Origin of the sequence: Massilia pinisoli, from assembly GCF_024753285.1 — a bacterium.
GTDB lineage: Bacteria > Pseudomonadota > Gammaproteobacteria > Burkholderiales > Burkholderiaceae_D > Telluria > Telluria pinisoli.
In genome coordinates, this window is the sequence record NZ_JANUGW010000012.1 from 26,845 (window position 1) to 46,067 (window position 19,223).

The 19,223-nt window shown below is 62.8% G+C and carries 18 protein-coding genes; 3 read left to right on the plus strand and 15 right to left on the minus strand.

The window, feature by feature from the left end:
* Window position 1: 1 nt before the first annotated feature.
* The 13 genes from NX784_RS16700 to NX784_RS16760 all read right to left on the minus strand — a co-directional run bounded on the left by NX784_RS16700 (window position 2) and on the right by NX784_RS16760 (window position 15,097).
* The gene (locus NX784_RS16700) at window positions 2-2,116 is read right to left on the minus strand and encodes an HDOD domain-containing protein (protein ID WP_258817951.1); all 2,115 of its coding nucleotides are present in this window, start codon (window positions 2,114-2,116) and stop codon (window positions 2-4) included.
* Between the two features lie 345 nt (window positions 2,117-2,461).
* Window positions 2,462-3,736 carry a multidrug effflux MFS transporter gene (locus tag NX784_RS16705; protein ID WP_258817825.1) on the minus strand — a complete coding sequence of 425 codons (1,275 nt, stop codon included), beginning with the start codon at window positions 3,734-3,736 and terminating at the stop codon, window positions 2,462-2,464.
* Window position 3,737: 1 nt separating this feature from the next.
* Window positions 3,738-4,949, minus strand: a complete 1,212-nt coding sequence (locus NX784_RS16710; RefSeq protein WP_379789685.1) for a THUMP domain-containing class I SAM-dependent RNA methyltransferase — start codon at window positions 4,947-4,949, stop codon at window positions 3,738-3,740.
* 81 nt (window positions 4,950-5,030) lie between these two features.
* Entirely contained in the window at window positions 5,031-5,441 is a 411-nt protein-coding gene (locus tag NX784_RS16715; protein WP_258817826.1) for a CopD family protein, read from the minus strand.
* The gene (locus NX784_RS16720) at window positions 5,428-6,057 is read right to left on the minus strand and encodes a DUF4276 family protein (protein WP_258817827.1); all 630 of its coding nucleotides are present in this window, start codon (window positions 6,055-6,057) and stop codon (window positions 5,428-5,430) included. Before NX784_RS16720 ends, NX784_RS16715 begins: the two co-directional genes overlap by 14 nt.
* A gap of 1 nt (window position 6,058) precedes the next feature.
* Entirely contained in the window at window positions 6,059-7,456 is a 1,398-nt protein-coding gene (locus tag NX784_RS16725) for an AAA family ATPase (protein WP_258817828.1), read from the minus strand.
* Window positions 7,457-7,470: 14 nt separating this feature from the next.
* The gene (locus NX784_RS16730) at window positions 7,471-8,736 is read right to left on the minus strand and encodes a glutamate-5-semialdehyde dehydrogenase (RefSeq protein ID WP_258817829.1); all 1,266 of its coding nucleotides are present in this window, start codon (window positions 8,734-8,736) and stop codon (window positions 7,471-7,473) included.
* A 112-nt stretch (window positions 8,737-8,848) separates the two neighbouring features.
* Entirely contained in the window at window positions 8,849-9,862 is a 1,014-nt protein-coding gene (gene holA, locus NX784_RS16735) for a DNA polymerase III subunit delta (RefSeq protein WP_258817830.1), read from the minus strand.
* 26 nt (window positions 9,863-9,888) lie between these two features.
* A complete protein-coding gene (locus NX784_RS16740) occupies window positions 9,889-10,410 on the minus strand; it encodes an LPS-assembly lipoprotein LptE (RefSeq protein WP_258817831.1) in 522 nt (173 codons plus the stop codon).
* A gap of 3 nt (window positions 10,411-10,413) precedes the next feature.
* Window positions 10,414-13,059, minus strand: a complete 2,646-nt coding sequence (gene leuS / locus NX784_RS16745) for a leucine--tRNA ligase (protein WP_258817832.1) — start codon at window positions 13,057-13,059, stop codon at window positions 10,414-10,416.
* Between the two features lie 192 nt (window positions 13,060-13,251).
* Complete coding sequence (locus tag NX784_RS16750; RefSeq protein ID WP_258817833.1) at window positions 13,252-13,578, minus strand: barstar family protein; 327 nt, start codon at window positions 13,576-13,578, stop codon at window positions 13,252-13,254.
* Between the two features lie 81 nt (window positions 13,579-13,659).
* Entirely contained in the window at window positions 13,660-14,469 is an 810-nt protein-coding gene (dapB, locus tag NX784_RS16755) for a 4-hydroxy-tetrahydrodipicolinate reductase (RefSeq protein WP_258817834.1), read from the minus strand.
* A gap of 1 nt (window position 14,470) precedes the next feature.
* Window positions 14,471-15,097, minus strand: a complete 627-nt coding sequence (locus NX784_RS16760; protein ID WP_258817835.1) for an outer membrane protein assembly factor BamE — start codon at window positions 15,095-15,097, stop codon at window positions 14,471-14,473.
* Between the two features lie 82 nt (window positions 15,098-15,179).
* Between NX784_RS16760 and fur the strand changes: the two genes are divergently transcribed.
* Entirely contained in the window at window positions 15,180-15,608 is a 429-nt protein-coding gene (gene fur, locus NX784_RS16765; protein ID WP_166861102.1) for a ferric iron uptake transcriptional regulator, read from the plus strand.
* Between the two features lie 26 nt (window positions 15,609-15,634).
* Here fur and hrcA read toward each other — a convergent pair whose 3' ends face one another.
* Both hrcA and NX784_RS16775 read right to left on the minus strand, forming a co-directional pair.
* Window positions 15,635-16,648 (minus strand): heat-inducible transcriptional repressor HrcA, encoded by a 1,014-nt coding sequence (hrcA, locus tag NX784_RS16770; protein ID WP_258817836.1) that lies wholly within the window; start codon window positions 16,646-16,648, stop codon window positions 15,635-15,637.
* Window positions 16,649-16,729: 81 nt separating this feature from the next.
* On the minus strand, window positions 16,730-17,440 hold the full coding sequence (locus NX784_RS16775) for an HAD family hydrolase (RefSeq protein ID WP_258817837.1): 711 nt from the start codon (window positions 17,438-17,440) through the stop codon (window positions 16,730-16,732).
* Window positions 17,441-17,662: 222 nt separating this feature from the next.
* Here NX784_RS16775 and NX784_RS16780 point away from each other — a divergent pair, with 222 nt between their 5' ends.
* Window positions 17,663-18,256 (plus strand): hypothetical protein, encoded by a 594-nt coding sequence (locus tag NX784_RS16780; RefSeq protein WP_258817838.1) that lies wholly within the window; start codon window positions 17,663-17,665, stop codon window positions 18,254-18,256.
* 25 nt (window positions 18,257-18,281) lie between these two features.
* Entirely contained in the window at window positions 18,282-18,989 is a 708-nt protein-coding gene (locus NX784_RS16785; protein ID WP_258817839.1) for a hypothetical protein, read from the plus strand.
* Window positions 18,990-19,223 lie beyond the last annotated feature (234 nt).

A 19,223-nucleotide genomic window follows, 5' to 3' on the forward strand; every position in this document is an offset into this window, starting at 1 on the left:
CTTATACGGATCCAAGCGCGCGCACCGGCGGGTTGGCCGGTGCGCCGGCGCCGGCATGCGCCGGCAGCAGGATTTCAAAACTGGTGCCGGTCGTGCCGCTGCGGCAGGCGATATGCCCGTTCAGCTTCTTGACCAGGCTGTGCACGATCGACAAGCCGAGGCCGTGGTGCGGCCCTTCCTTGGTGCTCTTCACGGCCGAGAACAGGTTCGCCAACACGTCGCGCGACAGGCCCGGGCCGGTGTCGGAGACGACCAGTTCCAGGTACAGCCTCCGTTCGCGGTTCACGTGGCCGCGGTTGGCGATCTCGATGCGGCCGCCGCCGGCGGACAGGGCCTCGATCGCGTTCTTCACGAGGTTCACGAGAATCTGCTTGAGGATGTCCGGGTCGCCCTCGACGCGCCCCGCGTCGTCGGGCATGCTGACGACGATCTCCACGTTGGCCGGGACGAAATTCGTCGTGCGGAACAGGCGCAGCACGTCGTCCACGACTTTCGCCACGTCCGCCGCCGGCACGCCGCCTTCGATATTGGACGTAGCGACGCCCGGCTGGATCTGCGTCAGGCTGCCCACCAGCTGGCCCACGCGATCGATCTCCTCGTTCAGGATCGACAGCTCGGCGCTGACCGGTTCCTGGCGTTCCAGCTTGCTGTCCAGGACCGACAGGTAGTTCTTGATGATCGACAGGGGGTTGTTCACTTCGTGCACGACGCGGCGCGACGCCTCGCGGTATTCCTCCGCGACGTGGGCAAGCTGGCGGCGCGCGTGGCCCCGTTCCGACAGCGCCGTCTCCAGCGCGCCCGCGGCCTGCGCGCCGAACGCGTGCAGGAAGCGCTCGCGCTTCTGGCACGACGGCAGCTGCCAGCCTGCGACGCCGCCCACCAGGACGCCGAGGCAGCGCGCGCCCGCGACGAGCGGCAGGCACACGAGCGATTCCGTGCCGAGCATGCGCAGCAGCTGTTCTTCCGCGAGGCCGAGTGGACGGCCGTCGCGGCGGATGAAGCCCAGCTTCCTATCCAGCGCGGCCTGCGCGACGGCGCCCCCCTTCGCCAGCGGGATCGTAAACTCCGCGATGCGCTGCTGGTTCACCGTCGGCGCGCCGACGAGGGCTTGCCCGGTCGGATTCTCCAGCAGCACGACGGCGTTCTCGAAATCGAACAGGATGCGCGCCGACCGCGTCATCGCGTCCAGCAGGCCGGACTCGCCTTGCTGGCGCGCGAACGTCTGCCCGACTTCCGACACGAGCACCAGGTTGCGCACTTCTTCCGACAGGCGCTGCTGCACGGGGTCGACGGGCGGCGGCGGCGCGAACGCGGCCGGCACCGGCAGATCGTCGGCGCCCGCGAGGTCGATGCCGAGATGGATCGCGGCCTTCTCGACCTGGCGCGCGGCGAGACCCAGCAATTCGCTTGGTGCGTCCGGATCGAGGCCGCACAGCACGCGCGCCTCGTCGACGAGCGCCTCGTCGTTCGCATGGCTGGACAGCACGTGCGCGACGCGCACGATGCGGATCAGCGGATGCGCCGCTTCCAGGCGCTCGCTCGGCTCATGGTGGTACAGGACGGAATCGGCGAGGAAGGAATCGAGCTGCCAGCGCTCGATCAGCCAGGCGCCCGCTTCCGCGTGCGTGATCTGCAGGGTGCGCTGCTCGACGGCGCACAGGTCCTCGTCGTCGCGCGCCGTGAAGTTGAACGCGTATTCCTTCGGCGCAGTCGCCAGCAGCGCGAGGCGGCCGACGTTGTGCAGCAGGCCCGCCAGGTACGCTTCTTCCGGCTGCGCATAGTCGATGCGGCGCGCCACTTCGCGCGCCAGCACGGCAGCCATCAGCGAATTCTTCCAGAACGCACGCAGGTCGGTGGCGCCGGAATTCGGGAAGCTGTTGAAGGTCTGGAAGACGGAGTCGCTGATGACCAGCGTCTTGATCATGTCCGTGCCCAGCGCCACCATCGCCTGCTCGAGGTTCGGCTGGCGGCTGTTGCGATGGTACGCGGAGCTCGTGGCGACCGTGAGGATCTTCCCCGTCATGCCCGCGTCCTTCGCCACCAGCGCGGCCAGTTCCGGCATACCCAGATCGTCCGCCTGCAGATGCGCGAGCAGCTTGATGAGGATCTGCGGCATGGCCGGCAGTCGCGCGATCAGCAGGCGATTGCGGATGTCCTGGTCTGGTTGATGTATGGATTCAAGCACGGCCGCCAACTTGTTTTCTGGGTGATGGCCGCCTCCCCTGCGGGGGCTGCCACAGCGTTCGTTTTCGCGGTCCCTGGAACAGGAAAGTTATTACATCGTTATTCCAGGCATGAAAAACTTATCTTAGCATATATACATTTCTGGCCGGGAACAATATTTCCCAACAAAATTGATGTGTTTTAGAGTCACAATTCGACTCAGGCGTATTGACAATGCACAATTCAGACGCAGAAATTTAGCATTTAATTATGACAGGCGTTGTTACGATGCCACGCGTCACGCCAACGCCTTGTACCGGCGATAGTGGCGCGACGTCATCCAGCAGGCCAGTGACGCCAGCGCGAACGCGGCCTGGCCGAGCGCCATCGCCAGCACGGAATGCGTGAGCGCCGGCGCGATGATGCCGGCCACCAGCGCACCCATCAACGTGGTCACGAACGACTGGCACGACGCGACCGTGCCGCGGATGTGCGGGAACAGGTCGAGTGCGAGCAACGTGGCGCTCGGGTTGATGATGGAACTGCCGAAGTTGTAGAAGAACATGGGCAACACGGTCCATGGCAGCGCAGGCGGCAGCACGGCGTGGTACGTGACGCTGCCCGTGACGGCGGCAAGCATGAACGCGTAACCGATGCCGATCTGGCGCGAGAACGTCATGCGTCCCGCCAGCCGGTTGGCGGCGAGCGCGCCCAGGAAGATGCCGCTCACGGCCGGCACGAACAGCCACGCGAACTGCGACGGCCCGAGATGCAGGTGCACGGGCAGCAGCACGGGGGCGCCCGCGATGAACAGGAACATGCCGCCGAAGTTGAACGCGACGATCCCGGACTTCATCTGGAACAGCACGGAGCTGAAGATGTCCCAGTAGCTGCGCGCGAGGAAGCGCGGGTTGAACGGCTGGCGGCGCTCCAGCGGCATCGTCTCCGGCAGGCGCTGCCAGCACACCCACCACAGCCCGATGGAAAACGCGAGCAGGCCGAGGAAGATCGAACGCCAGTCGAACGCGGACACGACCCAGCCGCCCAGCACGGGCGCGATGGCCGGGGCGATGGAAAAGATCATCGTCACCATCGACAGCAGGCGCGCGGCCGGTGCGTCCGAATACAGGTCGCGGATGATTGCCCGGCCCACGACGACGCCCGCACCGGCCGAGACGCCCTGCATGATGCGGAAGACCCACAGGTAGTGCACGGAATGCGCGGACGCGCAGCCGAGTGTGCCCACCGCGAACACGATCAACCCGACGAGGACCACGTTACGCCGCCCGAACGCGTCCGACAGCGCGCCGTGCCACAGCGCCATCACGGCGAACGCCAGCATGTACGCCGTCAGCGTCTGCTGTACTTCGAGCCCCGTCGCGTTCAAGGACGCCTGGATCGCGGGGAACGCGGGCAGGTAGGCGTCGACGGAGAACGGGCCGAGCATCGACATCGCGGCCAGCAAGGTGGCGAGGCCGCCCGCGGACAGCATCGCGATCTTGCGCGGCGCCGGCAGCGGGACGGGGATGACGGGGTCTTTCGGCAGATTGTCCGGTTCGGGTTCGGGCAGCATGTTACTGGTCGTCTTTAGGTTTTGCGGCATCGCGCCGGTTGAACCCCGCGACCATGTCGAAGCGGAACAGGCGGCATTCGAGGGCGCCGTTGAAGAACGGAGTCTTGCGCGATTCCTTCAGGCGCAGCATCTTGGGCAGGCCCAGGTCGGCCGTGAACAGGTACACGGTCCAGCCGGCGAAGCGCTGCTTCAACGTGGCGGACAGCTGCTGGTAGAAGCCGACGGCCATCTCGTCCTGCGGGATCGTGGAATCGCCGCGCACGCCGATCCGCTCGCCGTACGGCGGGTTCGTCAGCAGGATGCCGGGCTGGCTGGTGGGCGGCTGCACCTGCTGCGCCTCGATCTGCTTCAGCGGCACGTCGAACAGGATGCCGGCCGAGCGCAGGTTATGGCGCGTCATCGCGACCATGTCGCCGGAGATGTCGGAACCGAAGATCGTGGGCTCTGCCGGCAGCGGATGCGGCTTGATCGCCGTCTTCATCTCTTGCCAGGCCTTCGCATTGAAGTTCCCGAATTTCTCGAACGCGAAGCGGCGGCGCGCGCCGGGCGGGATGCCCTGCACCATCTGCGCGGCTTCGATGAGGATCGTGCCCGAGCCGCACATCGGATCGAACAGCGGCACACCAGGCTTCCAGCCGGATACGCGCAGCAGGCCGGCGGCCAGGTTCTCGCGCAGCGGCGCGTCGCCGGTCTCTTCGCGCCAGCCGCGCTTGAACAGCGCTTCGCCGGACGTGTCGAGGTAGATCGTGAAGTTGCGCTGGTCGAGGAAGCCCATGATGCGCATGTCCGGCTCGCGCGTGTTGACGGACGGGCGGCGGCCGAACTGGTCGCGGAAGCGGTCACAGACGGCGTCCTTGATCTTCAACGTGGTGAACTCGAGGCTCGTCAGCGGCGACTTGATGGCGGTGATGTCGACGCGGATCGTGTGGTCGACGCTGAACCAGTCTTCCCACGGCTGTTCCAGCACGAGGTCGTAGATGTCGTTTTCGTTGGCGTAGTTGCGGTTCGCGATGCGCAGCAGCACGCGCGACGCGATGCGCGAATGCAGGTTGATGCGGTACGCGTCCGCGTCGGCGCCCGAGCAGTGCACACCGCCCGGCACCTGGTTGTGCACCTTCAGCGTGGCGCTGCCGGTGGTGTGTGCGATCTCGGCCAGCTCGTCGGCCAGCGCCTGTTCCATGCCGCGCGGGCAGGGGCAAAAGTAGGAAGCCATAGGGGTACCCTTTATCCGTAGTTAAAAACGAAACGGCCGGGATCAGGCCCGGCCGCCAATCAAGCAAGTCAATCTGTCAGGTCAGAACGGTTTTACGACGACCAGAATCACGATGGCCAGCAGCAGCAGCACCGGCACTTCGTTGAACACGCGGAACCATTTATGGCTGCGCGTATTGACACCACGTTCGAATTTTTTCAGCAGCGATCCACACGCATGATGGTAGCCGATCACGAGCAGCACGAGCGCCAGTTTTGCATGCAGCCAGCCGCCGCTAAAACCATAAAACAACCACAACCATAAGCCTAGTAGTACTGCAGGCACGGCTAGCAGAGAGGTAAAGCGGTATAACCGGCGTGCCATGCCTAGCAATCGCTCGACAGCAACCGAGTTTTTCTCCTGTGCCAGATTAACAAAAATGCGAGGCAAATAAAATAAGCCTGCAAACCATGAGGCCACAAAAACTATATGAAAGGCTTTAATCCACAACATTGGCAAATTCGGCTAACTGTTCAATTAAATCATTTTCAAATCGATCAAAAGAAGGCACACCCCTCAAAGCTTCGAACGATGCGCTACGTGGAGTGATTAGATGGCGCGCTTTTAATGGATTAAATTTATCGAGAGCTCGGCCATTTTTACCACTGGCCGACTTTAAAATCTCAAGCAGTGTATTTTTTGGATCTGGCAAGGCCTCCCATCGATCACGTCTCGGAATATTTAAAACGTGCCGACCACTCGCATTTCCGGCTGCAAAACGTATAGCCTCCTCATCAGACAACAGCCACGCCTCAGTCATACGAATTGGAATAATTGGAACGTGCGGGGTGCCCAGCTCATCCATAGCATTTACGATTTCCTCTATGCGATTTTCGCGAGTCATATTCTCAGCGTCACGATGCACGAAGAGAAGATCACATGGAAAATTTTTGAGAGCAGCACGTATTCGCGAACGCAGATCATTTCCGACCTTACCAAAGTCTCGTGCAAACGACGCAACAGAGCGCACATCGGGCAAGTGCTGTCGTATCAGCCAGTCAATGACTGGCATTAGTACTTCATCAGATGTGCCGTCAGCCAAAAGTGTATACCGAAATATCTCTTTCATGCTACCGGCAATCAATCTCTAATTGGTGATAAAGTTGGGCGACATTTTCTTTTCCGGGCTCCGCCTCCTCATCCTCACCCGCATCGAGATAGTCAAGCAGAGCACCAAAAGTCACAGCAGCGTCCTCGGCGGCAATTCCAGATTTTGTTCGCCAAGTACCCAAAATAGGACAAAACAGAGACAAAGATGCTCCGTCGCTTTTGTATGCCTGAGACACAATAATACTTTCAGTCTGCAGTCTCTGTATGACCAGAGGGGAATGAGTATTAATAATGATTTGTCTCAGCGGGTTATCAGGGCCGATCGCATATTGAGGATCTACAGCCATGTCTCCCAAAAGCTCAACTATCGCAGGGATACGAGCGGGATGGATGCCATTTTCTGGTTCCTCAAGACAAATTACTCCTCCGGCATCCGGATCTGAACCAATAATCGCTAACGCTAAAAACCTTAGTGTTCCATCAGAAAGCGCTCTTGCTTCGTGCCGAATACCACTAACTGTTTCTAAGTGAAGCGTTTTCAGCTCACGTCGCTCATCAATATCTACCCCAAGGCTCTTAATATCGGGGAGCAAATTCGCCAATTGAGCAGCAACTTCATCAAATCTTTTTAGCCGATGTAACGTGGCTGGCAGATGTTCACCGGTTGGAGAAACTCGACTTGGAGCGGAAAAATCATCTGGCTTTCTAAGCGAACTCGATTCGAGCTGTAGATTAATCCAAGACTGCATTTCCCGTCGAGCAGCCAACGCAGTGGGGCGATCGATCGTATTGATGTTACTTAAGATCGTTCGCTCTGCCTTGTCAATAGGAATACTAATCGGCTGCCCCGAAGACCCACCATCCTGCCGAACTTTTGCAATTGAAGAGTTATCTTTATCGATATATATAAAATCGCTTCGACTAGAACCTTGGTAGATAGATTCAAAAAACTCTTGAGAAACAGGGAAACCTAATCGTCGCTTGGCATCGCCCTTTTGCACGAAATCAAGAGCCTCATAAGCCAACTCGATTCCCTCTGGATGCCCATCGGAAGCCGCAACGTACCTCAAAGCCAATTTATATTGCAGATAAGTCACCTTTGGACGTGCCTCTCGCCCAAAATCGTCCACAACCTTATTTCCAACAAGGAAATCGACTTCGAATTCCATTAAATTACATTGTCCATTCGCAGTTCTAGTAAAAAGCGCCGAAAGATTAATCCTCCTGCGATCACTATTGCGAATTCGAGTTGCGGCATCAATTATCGACGTATCTGCCAAGTCTCTAAGAAACATAATGGCATCAAAAAGATTCGACTTGCCGACACCATTAACCCCGGCGACACATGTGAACGGACCAAAGCGAACCTCAATATCTTCTAAACTTTTGAAGCCTTTAACTTTTAACCGAGTTAACACGTGTATCCCCAGAATTAATTTCGTACTTCGCCATGGCCGAACACCACGTACTTCAGCGACGTGAGGCCCTCCAGCCCAACGGGCCCGCGCGCATGCAGCTTGTCGTTCGAGATGCCGATCTCCGCACCGAGGCCGTATTCGAAGCCGTCGGCGAAGCGCGTCGACGCGTTGATCATCACGGAGGCCGAATCGACTTCGCGCAGGAAGCGCATCGCGTCCGTGTAATCCTCGGTGACGATGGCGTCCGTGTGCTTGGACGAATACGTGTTGATATGCTCGATCGCGGCGTCGATGCCGTCCACGATCTTCACGGCGAGGATCGGCGCCAGGTATTCCGTGCTCCAGTCCTCTTCCGTCGCGGGCACGAGGTGCGGATAGCCCTGCAGGATCGCCAGCGCTTCCGGATCGGCGCGCAGCTCGACTTCCTTCGTTGCGTACAGCTCCGCCAGTTGCGGCAGCACGGTCGGCGCGATGGCGCGCGCGACGAGCAGCGTCTCCATCGTGTTGCACGTGCCGTAGCGGTGCGTCTTGGCGTTCATGGCGATCGGCAGGGCCTTCGCGATGTCGGCCTTCGTGTCGATGTAGACGTGGCAGATGCCGTCCAGGTGCTTGATCATCGGGACCGTGGATTCCTTCATCAGGCGCGCGATCAGGCCCTTGCCGCCGCGCGGGACGATCACGTCGACGAATTCAGGCATCGTGATGAGGGCGCCGACGGCGGCGCGGTCCGTCGTCTCGACGACCTGCACGCCGTGCTCCGGCAGGCCGGCGCCACGCAAACCCTCGGCGACCAATGCGGCCAGCGCACGGTTGCAGTGGATGGCTTCCGAACCGCCGCGCAGGATGGCGGCGTTGCCGCTCTTGATGCACAGGCCGGCCGCGTCGACCGTCACGTTCGGACGCGCTTCGTAGATGATGCCGATGACGCCCAGCGGCACGCGCATGCGGCCTACCTGGATGCCCGTCGGGCGGAATTTCAGGTCCGTGATTTCGCCGATCGGATCGGGCAGCGCGACGATCTGGCGCAGGCCGTCGACCATCGTGGCGATCGCCTTGTCGGACAGCGCGAGGCGGTCGAGCAGCGCCGGTTCCAGGCCGGCGGCGGCCGCCGCTTCCATGTCGCGCGCGTTGGCGGCGCGCAGGCTGTCCGCGTCGCGCTCGATGGCGGCGGCGATCAGCAGCAAGGCCTGGTTGCGGGTGGCGCTGTCCGCGCGCGCCATGCCGCGCGAGGCCGCGCGGGCCTGGCGGCCGATTGTGTGCATGTACTCGGTGATGTCCATCGTGCTTCGTCCGTTGCGGTTGCCCGCGTCAATGTTTAAATGCCTCGATATGCAGGTGTTCGTTGAACGCGTGGACGGGAGACCCGTCCACGCGTCCAACCGGCGTTAATTTTTACGAGGCGACCCGCAACGCCAACTGCAGCATCGCATCCCACGCATCGCCCGCGAACTGCTTCGCGCGCAGGCCCTTGATCATCTTGTCGACCTGCGCCGCCTGCTGCAGCGCCGCTTCCAAAGTCGGCAGGGATATCCGGCGCAGCGCCGGTTCCATCATGCGCTCGCGCGGGCCCCAGATGCGGTATTCCTTCAACAAGGCGCCCAGCGGGCGTCCCTGCGCCATCCCTGCCTTCAATTTTAGCAGCGTGCGGATTTCTTCGGAGACGGCCCACAACACCAGCGGCAGCGCCTCGCCCTCGCCTTTCAAGCCTTCCAGCATGCGCACGAGGCGCGCCGGGTCGCCCGCCAGCATCGCTTCCGACAGCTTGAACACGTCGTAGCGCGCCACGTTCAGCACGGCGTCCATCACCTGCTCGACCGTCAGCTTGCCCGGTTCGTACAGCAGCGCGAGCTTCTGGATTTCCTGATGCGCCGCCAGCAGGTTGCCCTCGACGCGGTCGGCGATGAAGTCCAGGCTCTGGCGGTCCGCGCTCTGGTTCTGCGCGGCCAGGCGCGTGCCGATCCAGCCCGGCAGCTGCGCGCGTTCCACGTTCGGGATCTCGACATAGACCGCGGCCTGCTGCAGCGCCGCCACCCACGAGGCCTTCGCCGTCTGCCAGTCCAGCTTCGGCAACGTGATCAGCGTGAGGTTGTCCGGGTTCAGGTCCTTCGCGTAGCTCTGCAGCGCCGCGCTGCCGTCCTTGCCCGGCTTGCCGCCGGGGATGCGCAGCTCGATCAGCTTCTTGTCGCCGAACAGCGACATGGCCTGGTTCGCGGCGAGCAGCTCGCCCCACTTGAAGCTGCGCTCGACCGTGAGCACGTCGCGCTCGGAATAGCCTTGCGCACGCGCGCGGCTCCGGATCTTGTCCGCCGCCTCCAGCGCGAGCAGGTGCTCGTCGCTGGTGATCACGTACAGGGGCGCGAGCCCCTTGGCGAGGTGGCCGTCGAGTGCCTCGGGCCGCAACTGCATGGTGGTCCTTTATCGTTAAATGGCCGTCAAGTGGCCGGCTTCATGGCGGCCAGGCGGCGGATGATCTGCTGCACGATGTCCGCCTGCATGTCGCGGTACAGCAGCGCTTCCTCCGATTCCTTGGCCAGCACCTGCGTCTCGTCGAACGCCATGTTCCGGCGCAGCGAGATCTGCGTGGGCGGCACCAGCTCGACACCCTTGGCGTCGCGCACGACGAACGACAAGGTGTACGTCAGCAGGTATTCGCGCACGCGCCCCAGGCTGTTCAGCGACAGGATCGATTTATTGCGCGATTCGCCCAGCAGCACGAACTGCGCCTCCGCATCGGACGCTTTGTCGGCGATGTCGACCTGGCCCGTCGCGCGCAGGTTACGCTTGAGTTCCGTGCCCAGCGCGGACGTGTCCGGGAAGCCGAGATAAATGCTGTGGAACGGCATCGTGTAGCTGCCGTTCGAACCGCGCAGCTGGAAGCCGCAGCCTGCCGTGCCAGTTGCCACCAGCAGGGCCGCGACGGCGCGCACTACCCACTTCCTGGAAAGGGCGCGCATGCCTTACACCACGATGTTGATCAGTTTGCCGGGAACGACGATGACCTTCTTCGGCGTGCCTTCGACGAACTTCTGCGCCGCTTCCGATGCCAGCGCGGCGGCCTCGATGGCGGCCTTGTCGGCTTCCTTCGGCACTTTCACCGAACCGCGCAGCTTGCCGTTCACCTGGATCATCAGTTCGACTTCCGCTTGTTCCAGCGCGGTCGGGTCCACTTCCGGCCAGGCCACGTTCAGGATGTCGCCGTACTTGCCCGCATAGCCGAGTTCCTGCCACAGCGCGTGCGTGATGTGCGGCGCGACGGGGTTCAGCATGCGCAGGAAGATCGACAGGCCTTCCGTGATGACCGCGTCGCCCGCCGTACCTTCCGCCAGCTTGCTTGATTCCAGCGTATTGAGCATCTTCATGCACGCGGAGACGACCGTGTTGTACTGGATGCGCTTGAAGTCGTAGTCGGCCTGCTGCAGCACCTTGTGCACTTCGCGGCGCAGCGTCTTCTGCGCTTCGTCCAGCGTGCCCGCCTGCTGGCCGGCCAGCGCGGCGGCGATGCGCGCGCGCTGGGCGTAGGCGAACGCCCACACGCGGCGCAGGAAGCGGCTCGCGCCTTCCACGCCCGACTCGGACCATTCCAGCGTCTGCTCCGGCGGTGCCGCGAACATCGTGAACAGGCGCGCCGTGTCGGCACCGTACTGCTCGATCTGCGCCTGGGGGTCGATGCCGTTGTTCTTCGACTTCGACATCTTCTCGGTGCCGCCGATGACGACCGGCTGGCCGTCTTCCTTCAGCACCGCCGATTGCGGGCGGCCGCGCTCATCGAACGTCAGGGTCACGTCGGCCGGGTTGTACCACGTCTTCTTGCCGCTGGCGTCGTCGCGGTAGTAGGTCTCGTTCAGCACCATGCCCTGCGTGAGCAGGTTCACGAACGGCTCGTCGAATTTGACGAGGCCGAAGTCGCGCATGACCTTCGTCCAGAAGCGCGCGTACAGCAGGTGCAGCACGGCGTGCTCGATGCCGCCGATGTACTGGTCCATCGGCATCCAGTAATCGTTGCGGGCCGGGTCGACCATCGAGTCGTTCGAGCCCGGCGACGTATAGCGCATGTAGTACCAGGACGAGTCGATGAACGTGTCCATCGTGTCCGTCTCGCGCCGTGCGGGCGCGCCGCAGCACGGGCAGTCGACCTTCAGGAACGCTTCGTGTTTCTTCAGCGGGTTGCCGGAACCGTCCGGGACGCAGTCTTCCGGCAGCACGACCGGCAGGTCCTTCTCGGGGACCGGCACCGTGCCGCACTTCTCGCAGTGGATCATCGGGATCGGCGTGCCCCAGTAGCGCTGGCGCGAGATGCCCCAGTCGCGCAGGCGGAACGTGACCTTCTTGTCGCCCAGCTCCAGGTTCGCGAGGTCGCCCGCGACGGCGTTGACGGCCGACGTGTAATCGAGGCCGTCGTACTTGCCCGAGTTGACGACGACGCCGCGTTCCTTGTCGCCGTACCACTCCTGCCAGCCGTCCAGCGAGAACGTCTCGCCTTCCACCGCCACCACCTGCTTGATCGGCAGGTCGTATTTTTGCGCGAACGCGAAGTCGCGCTCGTCGTGGCCCGGCACGCCCATCACGGCGCCGTCGCCGTACGTGATCAGGACGTAGTTGCCGACCCAGACCGGCACCTGCTCGCCGGAGATCGGATGCGTGACGAACAGGCCCGTGGGCATGCCCTTCTTTTCCATCGTCGCCATGTCGGCTTCGATGACGGAGCCCTGTTTGCACTCGGCGATGAACGCCTGCAGTTCCGGGTTGTCCTTCGCGGCGTGCTGCGCGAGCGCGTGTTCCGGCGCGACGGCGCAGAACGTGACGCCCATGATCGTGTCGGCGCGCGTCGTGAAGACGTACATCTTGCCGTCGTTGATGAGCTCACCCTGCTCGTCCATGATCACGTGCGGGAACGCGAAGCGCACGCCGGTCGACTTGCCGATCCAGTTCGCCTGCATGATGCGCACGCGCTCCGGCCAGCCCGGCAGCTTGTTCTCGACGTGGTCCAGCAGTTCGTCGGCGTAGTCGGTGATGCGCACGTAGTACATCGGGATCTCGCGCTTCTCGACGACCGCGCCCGAGCGCCAGCCCTTGCCGTCGATGACCTGCTCGTTCGCGAGCACGGTCTGGTCGACGGGGTCCCAGTTCACGGTGCCCGTCTTCTGGTAGATGATGCCCTTCTCGAGCATCTTCAGGAACATCCACTGGTTCCACTTGTAGTACTCGGGCTTGCAGGCGGTCATCTCGCGCGACCAGTCGATGGCGAGGCCCATCGATTCCATCTGGCCGCGCATGTGGGCGATGTTCGAATAGGTCCACTGCGCGGGCGGCACGTTGTTCGCCATCGCCGCGTTCTCGGCCGGCATGCCGAAGGCGTCCCAGCCCATCGGCATCAGCACGTTGTAGCCGTTCATCCGCAGGTAGCGGTACATCACGTCGTTGATCGTATAGTTGCGCACGTGACCCATGTGCAGCTTGCCCGACGGGTAAGGCAGCATCGAGCAGGCGTAATACTTGCCTTTCGGGAAACGCGGGTCGTTCTCGACGGCTTTGTACGCGTCGATCGACTTCCAGTAGGCCTGCGCGGCCTGTTCGACTTCGGCTGGACTATATTTTTCTTGCATGATGTTCTGCGGACTGAAGGAGGTGAGCAGAACATTATATCGTGTCATTCGTCCACGGCGGCGAACCGACAACCGTAGGGTGGACGGCTCGCCGTCCACGCGTCCAACCAGCGTTCCAGATTCGGGAAAATTCAACCGTGCATTGAACGCGTGGACGGCAGAGCCGTCCACCCTACGCGCTTCGTTCCGGCATTACCGGAGTTCGAGTTCGAGCGCCGCCTTCTCGCCGTAGTCCTCGTAGCGCTCGTTGATGCCGATGATGCAGAACGCCATCTCTTCCAGCACGTCCGGCGCCCGCTCGCGCAGGGCTTCCGAATGCGTCACGACGATGTGCAGCACCTCGTCCTTCTTCAGGCGGACGCTGCTCATGCCGTCCTCGTCGCGCAGGTAGCTCAGGCAATCGACCCACGAATCCATCGTGCGCACGTACGAATCGGGAAAGCCGAACGCACGCTGGCTCTCGACGTGGAAGCTTTCCGCGTCCGTGATTACGGCGCCGTTGAGCTCGACGGTGGCCATGTAACTCTCCTAAAAAACACCTCGCGGCCAGTATGCCAGCAGATTGCCGGCATGGCCGTCCAGTTCAGCAGGCGCGCGCGCTCAGCCCTTCAGGCCCAGGACGTCCTGCATGTCGTACAGGCCCGTGGGCTTGTCGGCGAGGAAGCGGGCGGCGCGCAGCGAGCCCTGCGCGTAGCTGACGCGGCTGCTGGACTTGTGGCTGATCTCGATGCGCTCGCCGATGCCGGCGAACAGCACGGTGTGGTCGCCCACGATGTCGCCGCCGCGCACGGTGGCGAAGCCGATCGTCGACGGATCGCGCTCGCCCGTCACGCCTTCGCGCCCGTAGACGGCGCATTCCTTCAAGTCGCGGCCGAGGGCGTCGGCGATCACCTCGCCCATCTTGAGCGCCGTGCCGGACGGGGCGTCGACCTTGTGGCGGTGGTGGGCTTCGATGATCTCGATGTCATAGCCCTCGGAGAAATTCTTCGCAGCCATTTCCAGCAGCTTCATCGTCACGTTCACGCCGATGCTCATGTTCGGTGCGAACAGGATCGCCGTCTTCTCGGCGGCGGCGCGGATGGCGGCCTTGCCGGCGTCGTCGAAACCGGTGGTGCCGATGATCATCTTGATGCCGTGGGCGGCGCAGTATTCCAGGTGGTGCAGCGTGCCTTCCGGGCGCGTGAAGTCGATGAGGAAGTCGGCGTCCGCCAGGCCCTTGTCGAGGGCCGACTGGATCACGACACCCGTCAGCTGGCCGGAAAACGCGCCCGCGTCGGAACCGATGAACGGATTGCCTTCGCGATCGAGGGCACCCGCGAGCACGGCGTCCGGCGCGGCGGCGATGGTTTCGATCAGCATGCGGCCCATGCGGCCGCTGGCGCCGGCGACGGCGATTTTCAGTTGCGTCATGTTATTGTCCTCCACCGCCACCGCCGCCCTTTGCGGCTTCGTCGCGCTTGCGCTTCAACTCGTCCAGCGATTCCTGCTCGGACTTTTCCTCGTATTTCGAAATACCGATCAGGCGATTGATGTACTCGCGTTCCGTCGGCAGGTTGCCGCCGTCGAAGTGGTCGACCTTGTCGTCCTTGAAGTAGACGGTGACGCGGCTCGTCGTCAGCTCGCCATTGCCGCGCGCCAGGTAGAACGGGTAGTCCCAACGGTTTTCATGGAAGGCGTCCTGCAGCAGCGGGCTGCCGAGGATGAACTTCACTTGGTCGCGGGTCTGGCCGACCTTCAGCTGGTTCAGCATTTCCTGCGAGACGAAGTTACCCTGCTGGATGTCCGGACGGTACGGCGAGAAGACCCAGAGGAATTTCTGCAGCTTGGTGACGGTCGTCGTCTGCGCGCCCGAATTCGCGATGGCCGCGGACTTGCTTGCGTCGGCGGCGACTGCGGCGGGGGCGATGTTCGCCGCTTCCGCCGGCTTGGTCTGGTTGCGCCAGGCGGCGCAGCCGGACAGCGCCAGCGTCATGCAGGCGAGGCCGGCCACGAGCGCTGCGCGCGCGTGGGAACGATGGAAAACGGCTTTATTGCGCATATCTGACCTTAAAAATCGATGAGGCGGAGGCTCTGAAAACGCTATATCATAAAGCACTCCGCCCATATCCGAGTAACAAAACATGAGCAACAATCCAACCGACCTGAAGGCCAGCGGCCTGAAAGCGACCTTGCCGCGGTTAAAAATCCTGGAAATCTTCCAGAACAGCACGGTACGGCACCTGACGGCGGAAGACGTCTACAAGACCCTGTTGAACGACAATATGGACGTGGGCCTGGCGACGGTGTACCGCGTGCTGACCCAGTTCGAGCAGGCGGGTCTGTTGAATCGGAATCACTTTGAAACCGGCAAGGCGATCTACGAGCTGAACGCCGGATCGCACCACGACCACCTCGTCTGCCTCGATTGCGGCCACGTGGAAGAGTTCTACGACGACGAGATCGAAAGCCGCCAGCAGAAGATCGCCAGCGAACGGGGTTTTAAAATCGCCGAGCACGCGCTGGCCATCTACGGCCACTGCCAGAAGACCGACTGCCCGCACCGGCATTAAGAACCTGCCCCGGCCGGGCGACTCCCTCAGGAATGACTCAGCGCGTTCGACAGCAGCTTGGCCGTGATGTCGACGATCGGGATCACGCGCTCGTAGGCCATGCGCGTGGGCCCGATGACGCCGAGGGTGCCGACGATCTTGCCGTTCACCTCGTACGGCGCCGTGACGACGCTCATCTCGTCCATCGGCACGAGCTTCGATTCCCCGCCGATGAAGATCTGCACGCCGCCGGCCTTGCTGGACACGTCGAGCAGCTGCATCAGGCCCGTCTTTTGCTCGAACATCTCGAACAGCTGGCGTAGCGAAGTCATGTTGGACGACAGGTCGGCCACGGACAGCAGGTTGCGTTCGCCCGCGATCACCATGTCGTCCGTCTCGGCCAGCGCCTCGCTGCCCGCCTCCACCGCCGCCTGCATCAGGCGCCCCATGTCGTCGCGCAGCTGGCGCAATTCGCCCGTCAGGCGGCCGCGCACCTGGTCGAACGACAGGCCGGCGAAATGCTGGTTCAGGTAGTTCGCCGACTGGATCAGCTGGGCCGGCGTGTAGTCGACGTCGGTCAGCAGCAGGCGGTTCTGCACGTCGCCGCGCGGATCGACGATGACGAGCAGGATGCGCTTTTCCGACAGGCGCAGGAATTCGATCTGCTGGAACGCCGATTCGCGCCGCGGGCTCTGCACGACGCCGGCGAACTGCGACAGCGACGACAGCATCTGGGCCGCGTTGGCGATGACCTTCTGCGGCTGGTGCGCGGGCAGGCGCATGCCGGCTTCGACGGCGTTCTCGTCGATCTGCTGCACGGTGAGCAAGGTGTCGACGAACAGGCGGTAGCCGCGCGGCGTGGGGATGCGCCCGGCCGACGTGTGCGGACTGGCGACGTAGCCCATTTCCTCCAGGTCGGCCATGATGTTGCGGATCGTGGCGGGCGACAGGTCGAGGCCGGAAATCTTCGACAGCGCGCGCGAACCGACCGGCTGGCCATCGGCGATGTAGCGCTCGACCAGGGCTTTCAGCAGGGTTTGGGCACGATTATCGAGTTGCATAGCCTGAGTGTGAACGGGTGCGCCGTCCGGTTGTCATCGTTTCATTTCTGTCATTATGCACGTTCGACGCCCGCATGTGCTTCATCCGTGCTCGCGCTTGAGCCAGTCGAGCAGTTCGTCGAAGTCGCGCACGACCGCATCCGGCACCACGTCGTGTTCCAGGTGCTGCGTCGAGCCCGTGCGATTCATCCACACGGCGCGCAGCCCGGCGCGCTGGGCACCCTGCACGTCGAGCAGCACGTCGTCGCCGACGTAGACCGCGTCCTCGGGCGCCACCTCCAGTTCCTTGCAGGCGGCCAGGAAGATGGCCGCATCCGGCTTGGCCACGCCGAACTGCGACGCCGCCACCGACACCTTGAAGTGGTGCGACAGGCCGATCGTGCGCAGGTCGGCGTTGCCGTTCGAAATGGAGCCGATCAGCACCCGGTTCTTCAGGCGCAGCAGGCCGGGCAGCACGTCGTCGTACGGCACGACGGCATTGCGCGCGGCGAAGAATTGCGTCATCGCGTGCTCGACCTTGGCCGCGTCCTCGCCCGCCTCCTCGAACGCGGCGACGAGGCCCGCGTGGCGCAGCTTGCCGAGGTCGAGGTGGAACTCGGGCTTGCGCGCCAGCAGTTCCAGCCGCGCCTGGCGCAAGGAGTCGACGGTGAAGCGCTCGGCCACGCGCGGCGCGTGCTCGCGCAACCACGCGAACAGCGCTTCCTCGGCTTGCAGGATCGCGGGCGCGATCGGCCACAGCGTGTCGTCGAGGTCGAACAGGATGGCCTTCGGCCAGGCACGGCGCGTGTTCATCGATTGCGGCTTCGGAAACGAAGCTTGGAGAGTGGAAAGAGCCGTCCAAGCATAACGAGGGCGGCGCGGAAATGCAATGCCGCTGCGGCGCCAGGCCCCGGTTACACCGTGATACAAAGGCAAATGGCATCCGGGCTTGGCAAATGCACTAAAATGATGGGTATTTTTCCATTCAGCCGTACCGGCGCCGCGTGCGCGCCACCATTCCACTGTGGAGATTTTATGAAGAGCTCGATCCTGCGTGCCGGCGCCGTCTCGCTGGCATGCGCGCTGGTCCTGTCCGCCTGCGGCGGTGGGAGCGGTGACCTGACCCTGGGCGGCGCCGTCCAGAACGTGACCAAGGACGGCCTCGTCCTGCAAAATAATGGCGGCAACGATACGAACGTCGTGTACCCCTATACGTCGTTCCAGTTCACCAACCGTGTGTCGACCGATGACCAGTTCAACATCACGGTCAAGAGCATTCCGTCGAACGCCAGCGAATGCCATGTCAACAACGGCAAGGCGCGCGCCAACTATTACTCGATCTACCAGGTCAGCGTGGCTTGCACGATCAAGCAACATGCGCTGACCGTGACGGTCAACAACCCGACCGGCGTCGGCATCACGATCGTCAACGGTGCGGACAAGAAAGATGCGCCGGCCGGCACGACGTCGGTATCGATGTCGCCGGTGAACGAAGACGGCCCCTACGGTATCACCGTGCTGACCCAGCCGACCGGCCATACGTGCACCGTCACCGGCGGCAGCAGCGGCAACGGCTCGGGCACCATGGGTTCGGACGAGAACACGACCGTCACCGTCACCTGCGCTTAAATACTGGAATACTGGAGAGCACCACATGAAGTTTTCCCTCGCGCGTCCGGCCCTCGCCCTCGCAATCCTGGCAACGCTGGCTGCCTGCGGCGGCGGCGGCAAGGCCACGTTCCCGATCAACGTCACGGTCAGCAACGTCCAGTACTCGGGCCTCATCCTGACCACGAACGGCATGGAATACAAGGTCGAGCCGCCCGCCACGGCCGGGCAGGACGTCACGTTCGTCTTCCCGAACCAGATCGAGTACGGCCAGACGTATGATGTGATCCCGAAAGGCCAGGTCGTCACCAACGGTACCCTCACGGCGCTGGGCGCCCAGCCGGCCCACCAGACCTGTTCGTCGTCGCTGTTCCCGAAAACGGGCACGGCCGGCCAGCTGGCCAAGATCGACATCCGCTACGTGTGCGCCGTCAATACGTACCCGCTCACCGGCACCGTCAATGGCCTGACCGGAACCGGCCTCACCCTTGCCAATGGCAGCACCTACCTCCCGGTGTCCGTCAGCCCGGCGCTGGACAGTGCCGGTGCCCCGACCGGCGCCGCAGTGCCGCTCGCGATGAACTCGGTTCCCTATGGTGCGACGTATGGCGTGACCGTGCTGACCCAGCCGAAGGACCAGACGTGTACGGTCACAGGCGGCGCCAACGGCACGGGCGGCGGCACGATGGACGACGCGGCGGAAAAAGCCGGCGGCGTCACGAATCTGGTCGTCACCTGCGTCAAATCGAGCTGAGCGGCCGTTCGCCTCGAATGGATGAGATATGGAGAATTCGTATATCGAATATACGAAACAAAAATTGGACTGATATGCTGTAGCGCAGCATAATTGCACCTGTCTCCTCCAACTCTCCTCAGAAAAGAATTGGATTTAAGCCCGCCTCAACAGCGGGCTTTTTTTTCGCCCGCATGTTTGCCCGTATGCCGGCGCGTCGACCGGACGAGCGCGATCGGCGGCGGCGAGGCGGCG

What these genes read in the sequence shown, in the direction of transcription:
- NX784_RS16700 (WP_258817951.1), bottom strand. Translation starts at nt 2,116, where the DNA reads ATGCCGCAGATCCTCATCAAGCTGCTCGCGCATCTGCAGGCGGACGAT.
- NX784_RS16705 (WP_258817825.1), bottom strand. Translation starts at nt 3,736, where the DNA reads ATGCTGCCCGAACCCGAACCGGACAATCTGCCGAAAGACCCCGTCATC.
- NX784_RS16710 (WP_379789685.1), bottom strand. Translation starts at nt 4,949, where the DNA reads ATGGCTTCCTACTTTTGCCCCTGCCCGCGCGGCATGGAACAGGCGCTG.
- NX784_RS16715 (WP_258817826.1), bottom strand. Translation starts at nt 5,441, where the DNA reads ATGTTGTGGATTAAAGCCTTTCATATAGTTTTTGTGGCCTCATGGTTT.
- NX784_RS16720 (WP_258817827.1), bottom strand. Translation starts at nt 6,057, where the DNA reads ATGAAAGAGATATTTCGGTATACACTTTTGGCTGACGGCACATCTGAT.
- NX784_RS16730 (WP_258817829.1), bottom strand. Translation starts at nt 8,736, where the DNA reads ATGGACATCACCGAGTACATGCACACAATCGGCCGCCAGGCCCGCGCG.
- holA (WP_258817830.1), bottom strand. Translation starts at nt 9,862, where the DNA reads ATGCAGTTGCGGCCCGAGGCACTCGACGGCCACCTCGCCAAGGGGCTC.
- NX784_RS16740 (WP_258817831.1), bottom strand. Translation starts at nt 10,410, where the DNA reads ATGCGCGCCCTTTCCAGGAAGTGGGTAGTGCGCGCCGTCGCGGCCCTG.
- leuS (WP_258817832.1), bottom strand. Translation starts at nt 13,059, where the DNA reads ATGCAAGAAAAATATAGTCCAGCCGAAGTCGAACAGGCCGCGCAGGCC.
- NX784_RS16750 (WP_258817833.1), bottom strand. Translation starts at nt 13,578, where the DNA reads ATGGCCACCGTCGAGCTCAACGGCGCCGTAATCACGGACGCGGAAAGC.
- dapB (WP_258817834.1), bottom strand. Translation starts at nt 14,469, where the DNA reads ATGACGCAACTGAAAATCGCCGTCGCCGGCGCCAGCGGCCGCATGGGC.
- NX784_RS16760 (WP_258817835.1), bottom strand. Translation starts at nt 15,097, where the DNA reads ATGCGCAATAAAGCCGTTTTCCATCGTTCCCACGCGCGCGCAGCGCTC.
- fur (WP_166861102.1), top strand. Translation starts at nt 15,180, where the DNA reads ATGAGCAACAATCCAACCGACCTGAAGGCCAGCGGCCTGAAAGCGACC.
- hrcA (WP_258817836.1), bottom strand. Translation starts at nt 16,648, where the DNA reads ATGCAACTCGATAATCGTGCCCAAACCCTGCTGAAAGCCCTGGTCGAG.
- NX784_RS16775 (WP_258817837.1), bottom strand. Translation starts at nt 17,440, where the DNA reads ATGAACACGCGCCGTGCCTGGCCGAAGGCCATCCTGTTCGACCTCGAC.
- NX784_RS16780 (WP_258817838.1), top strand. Translation starts at nt 17,663, where the DNA reads ATGAAGAGCTCGATCCTGCGTGCCGGCGCCGTCTCGCTGGCATGCGCG.
- NX784_RS16785 (WP_258817839.1), top strand. Translation starts at nt 18,282, where the DNA reads ATGAAGTTTTCCCTCGCGCGTCCGGCCCTCGCCCTCGCAATCCTGGCA.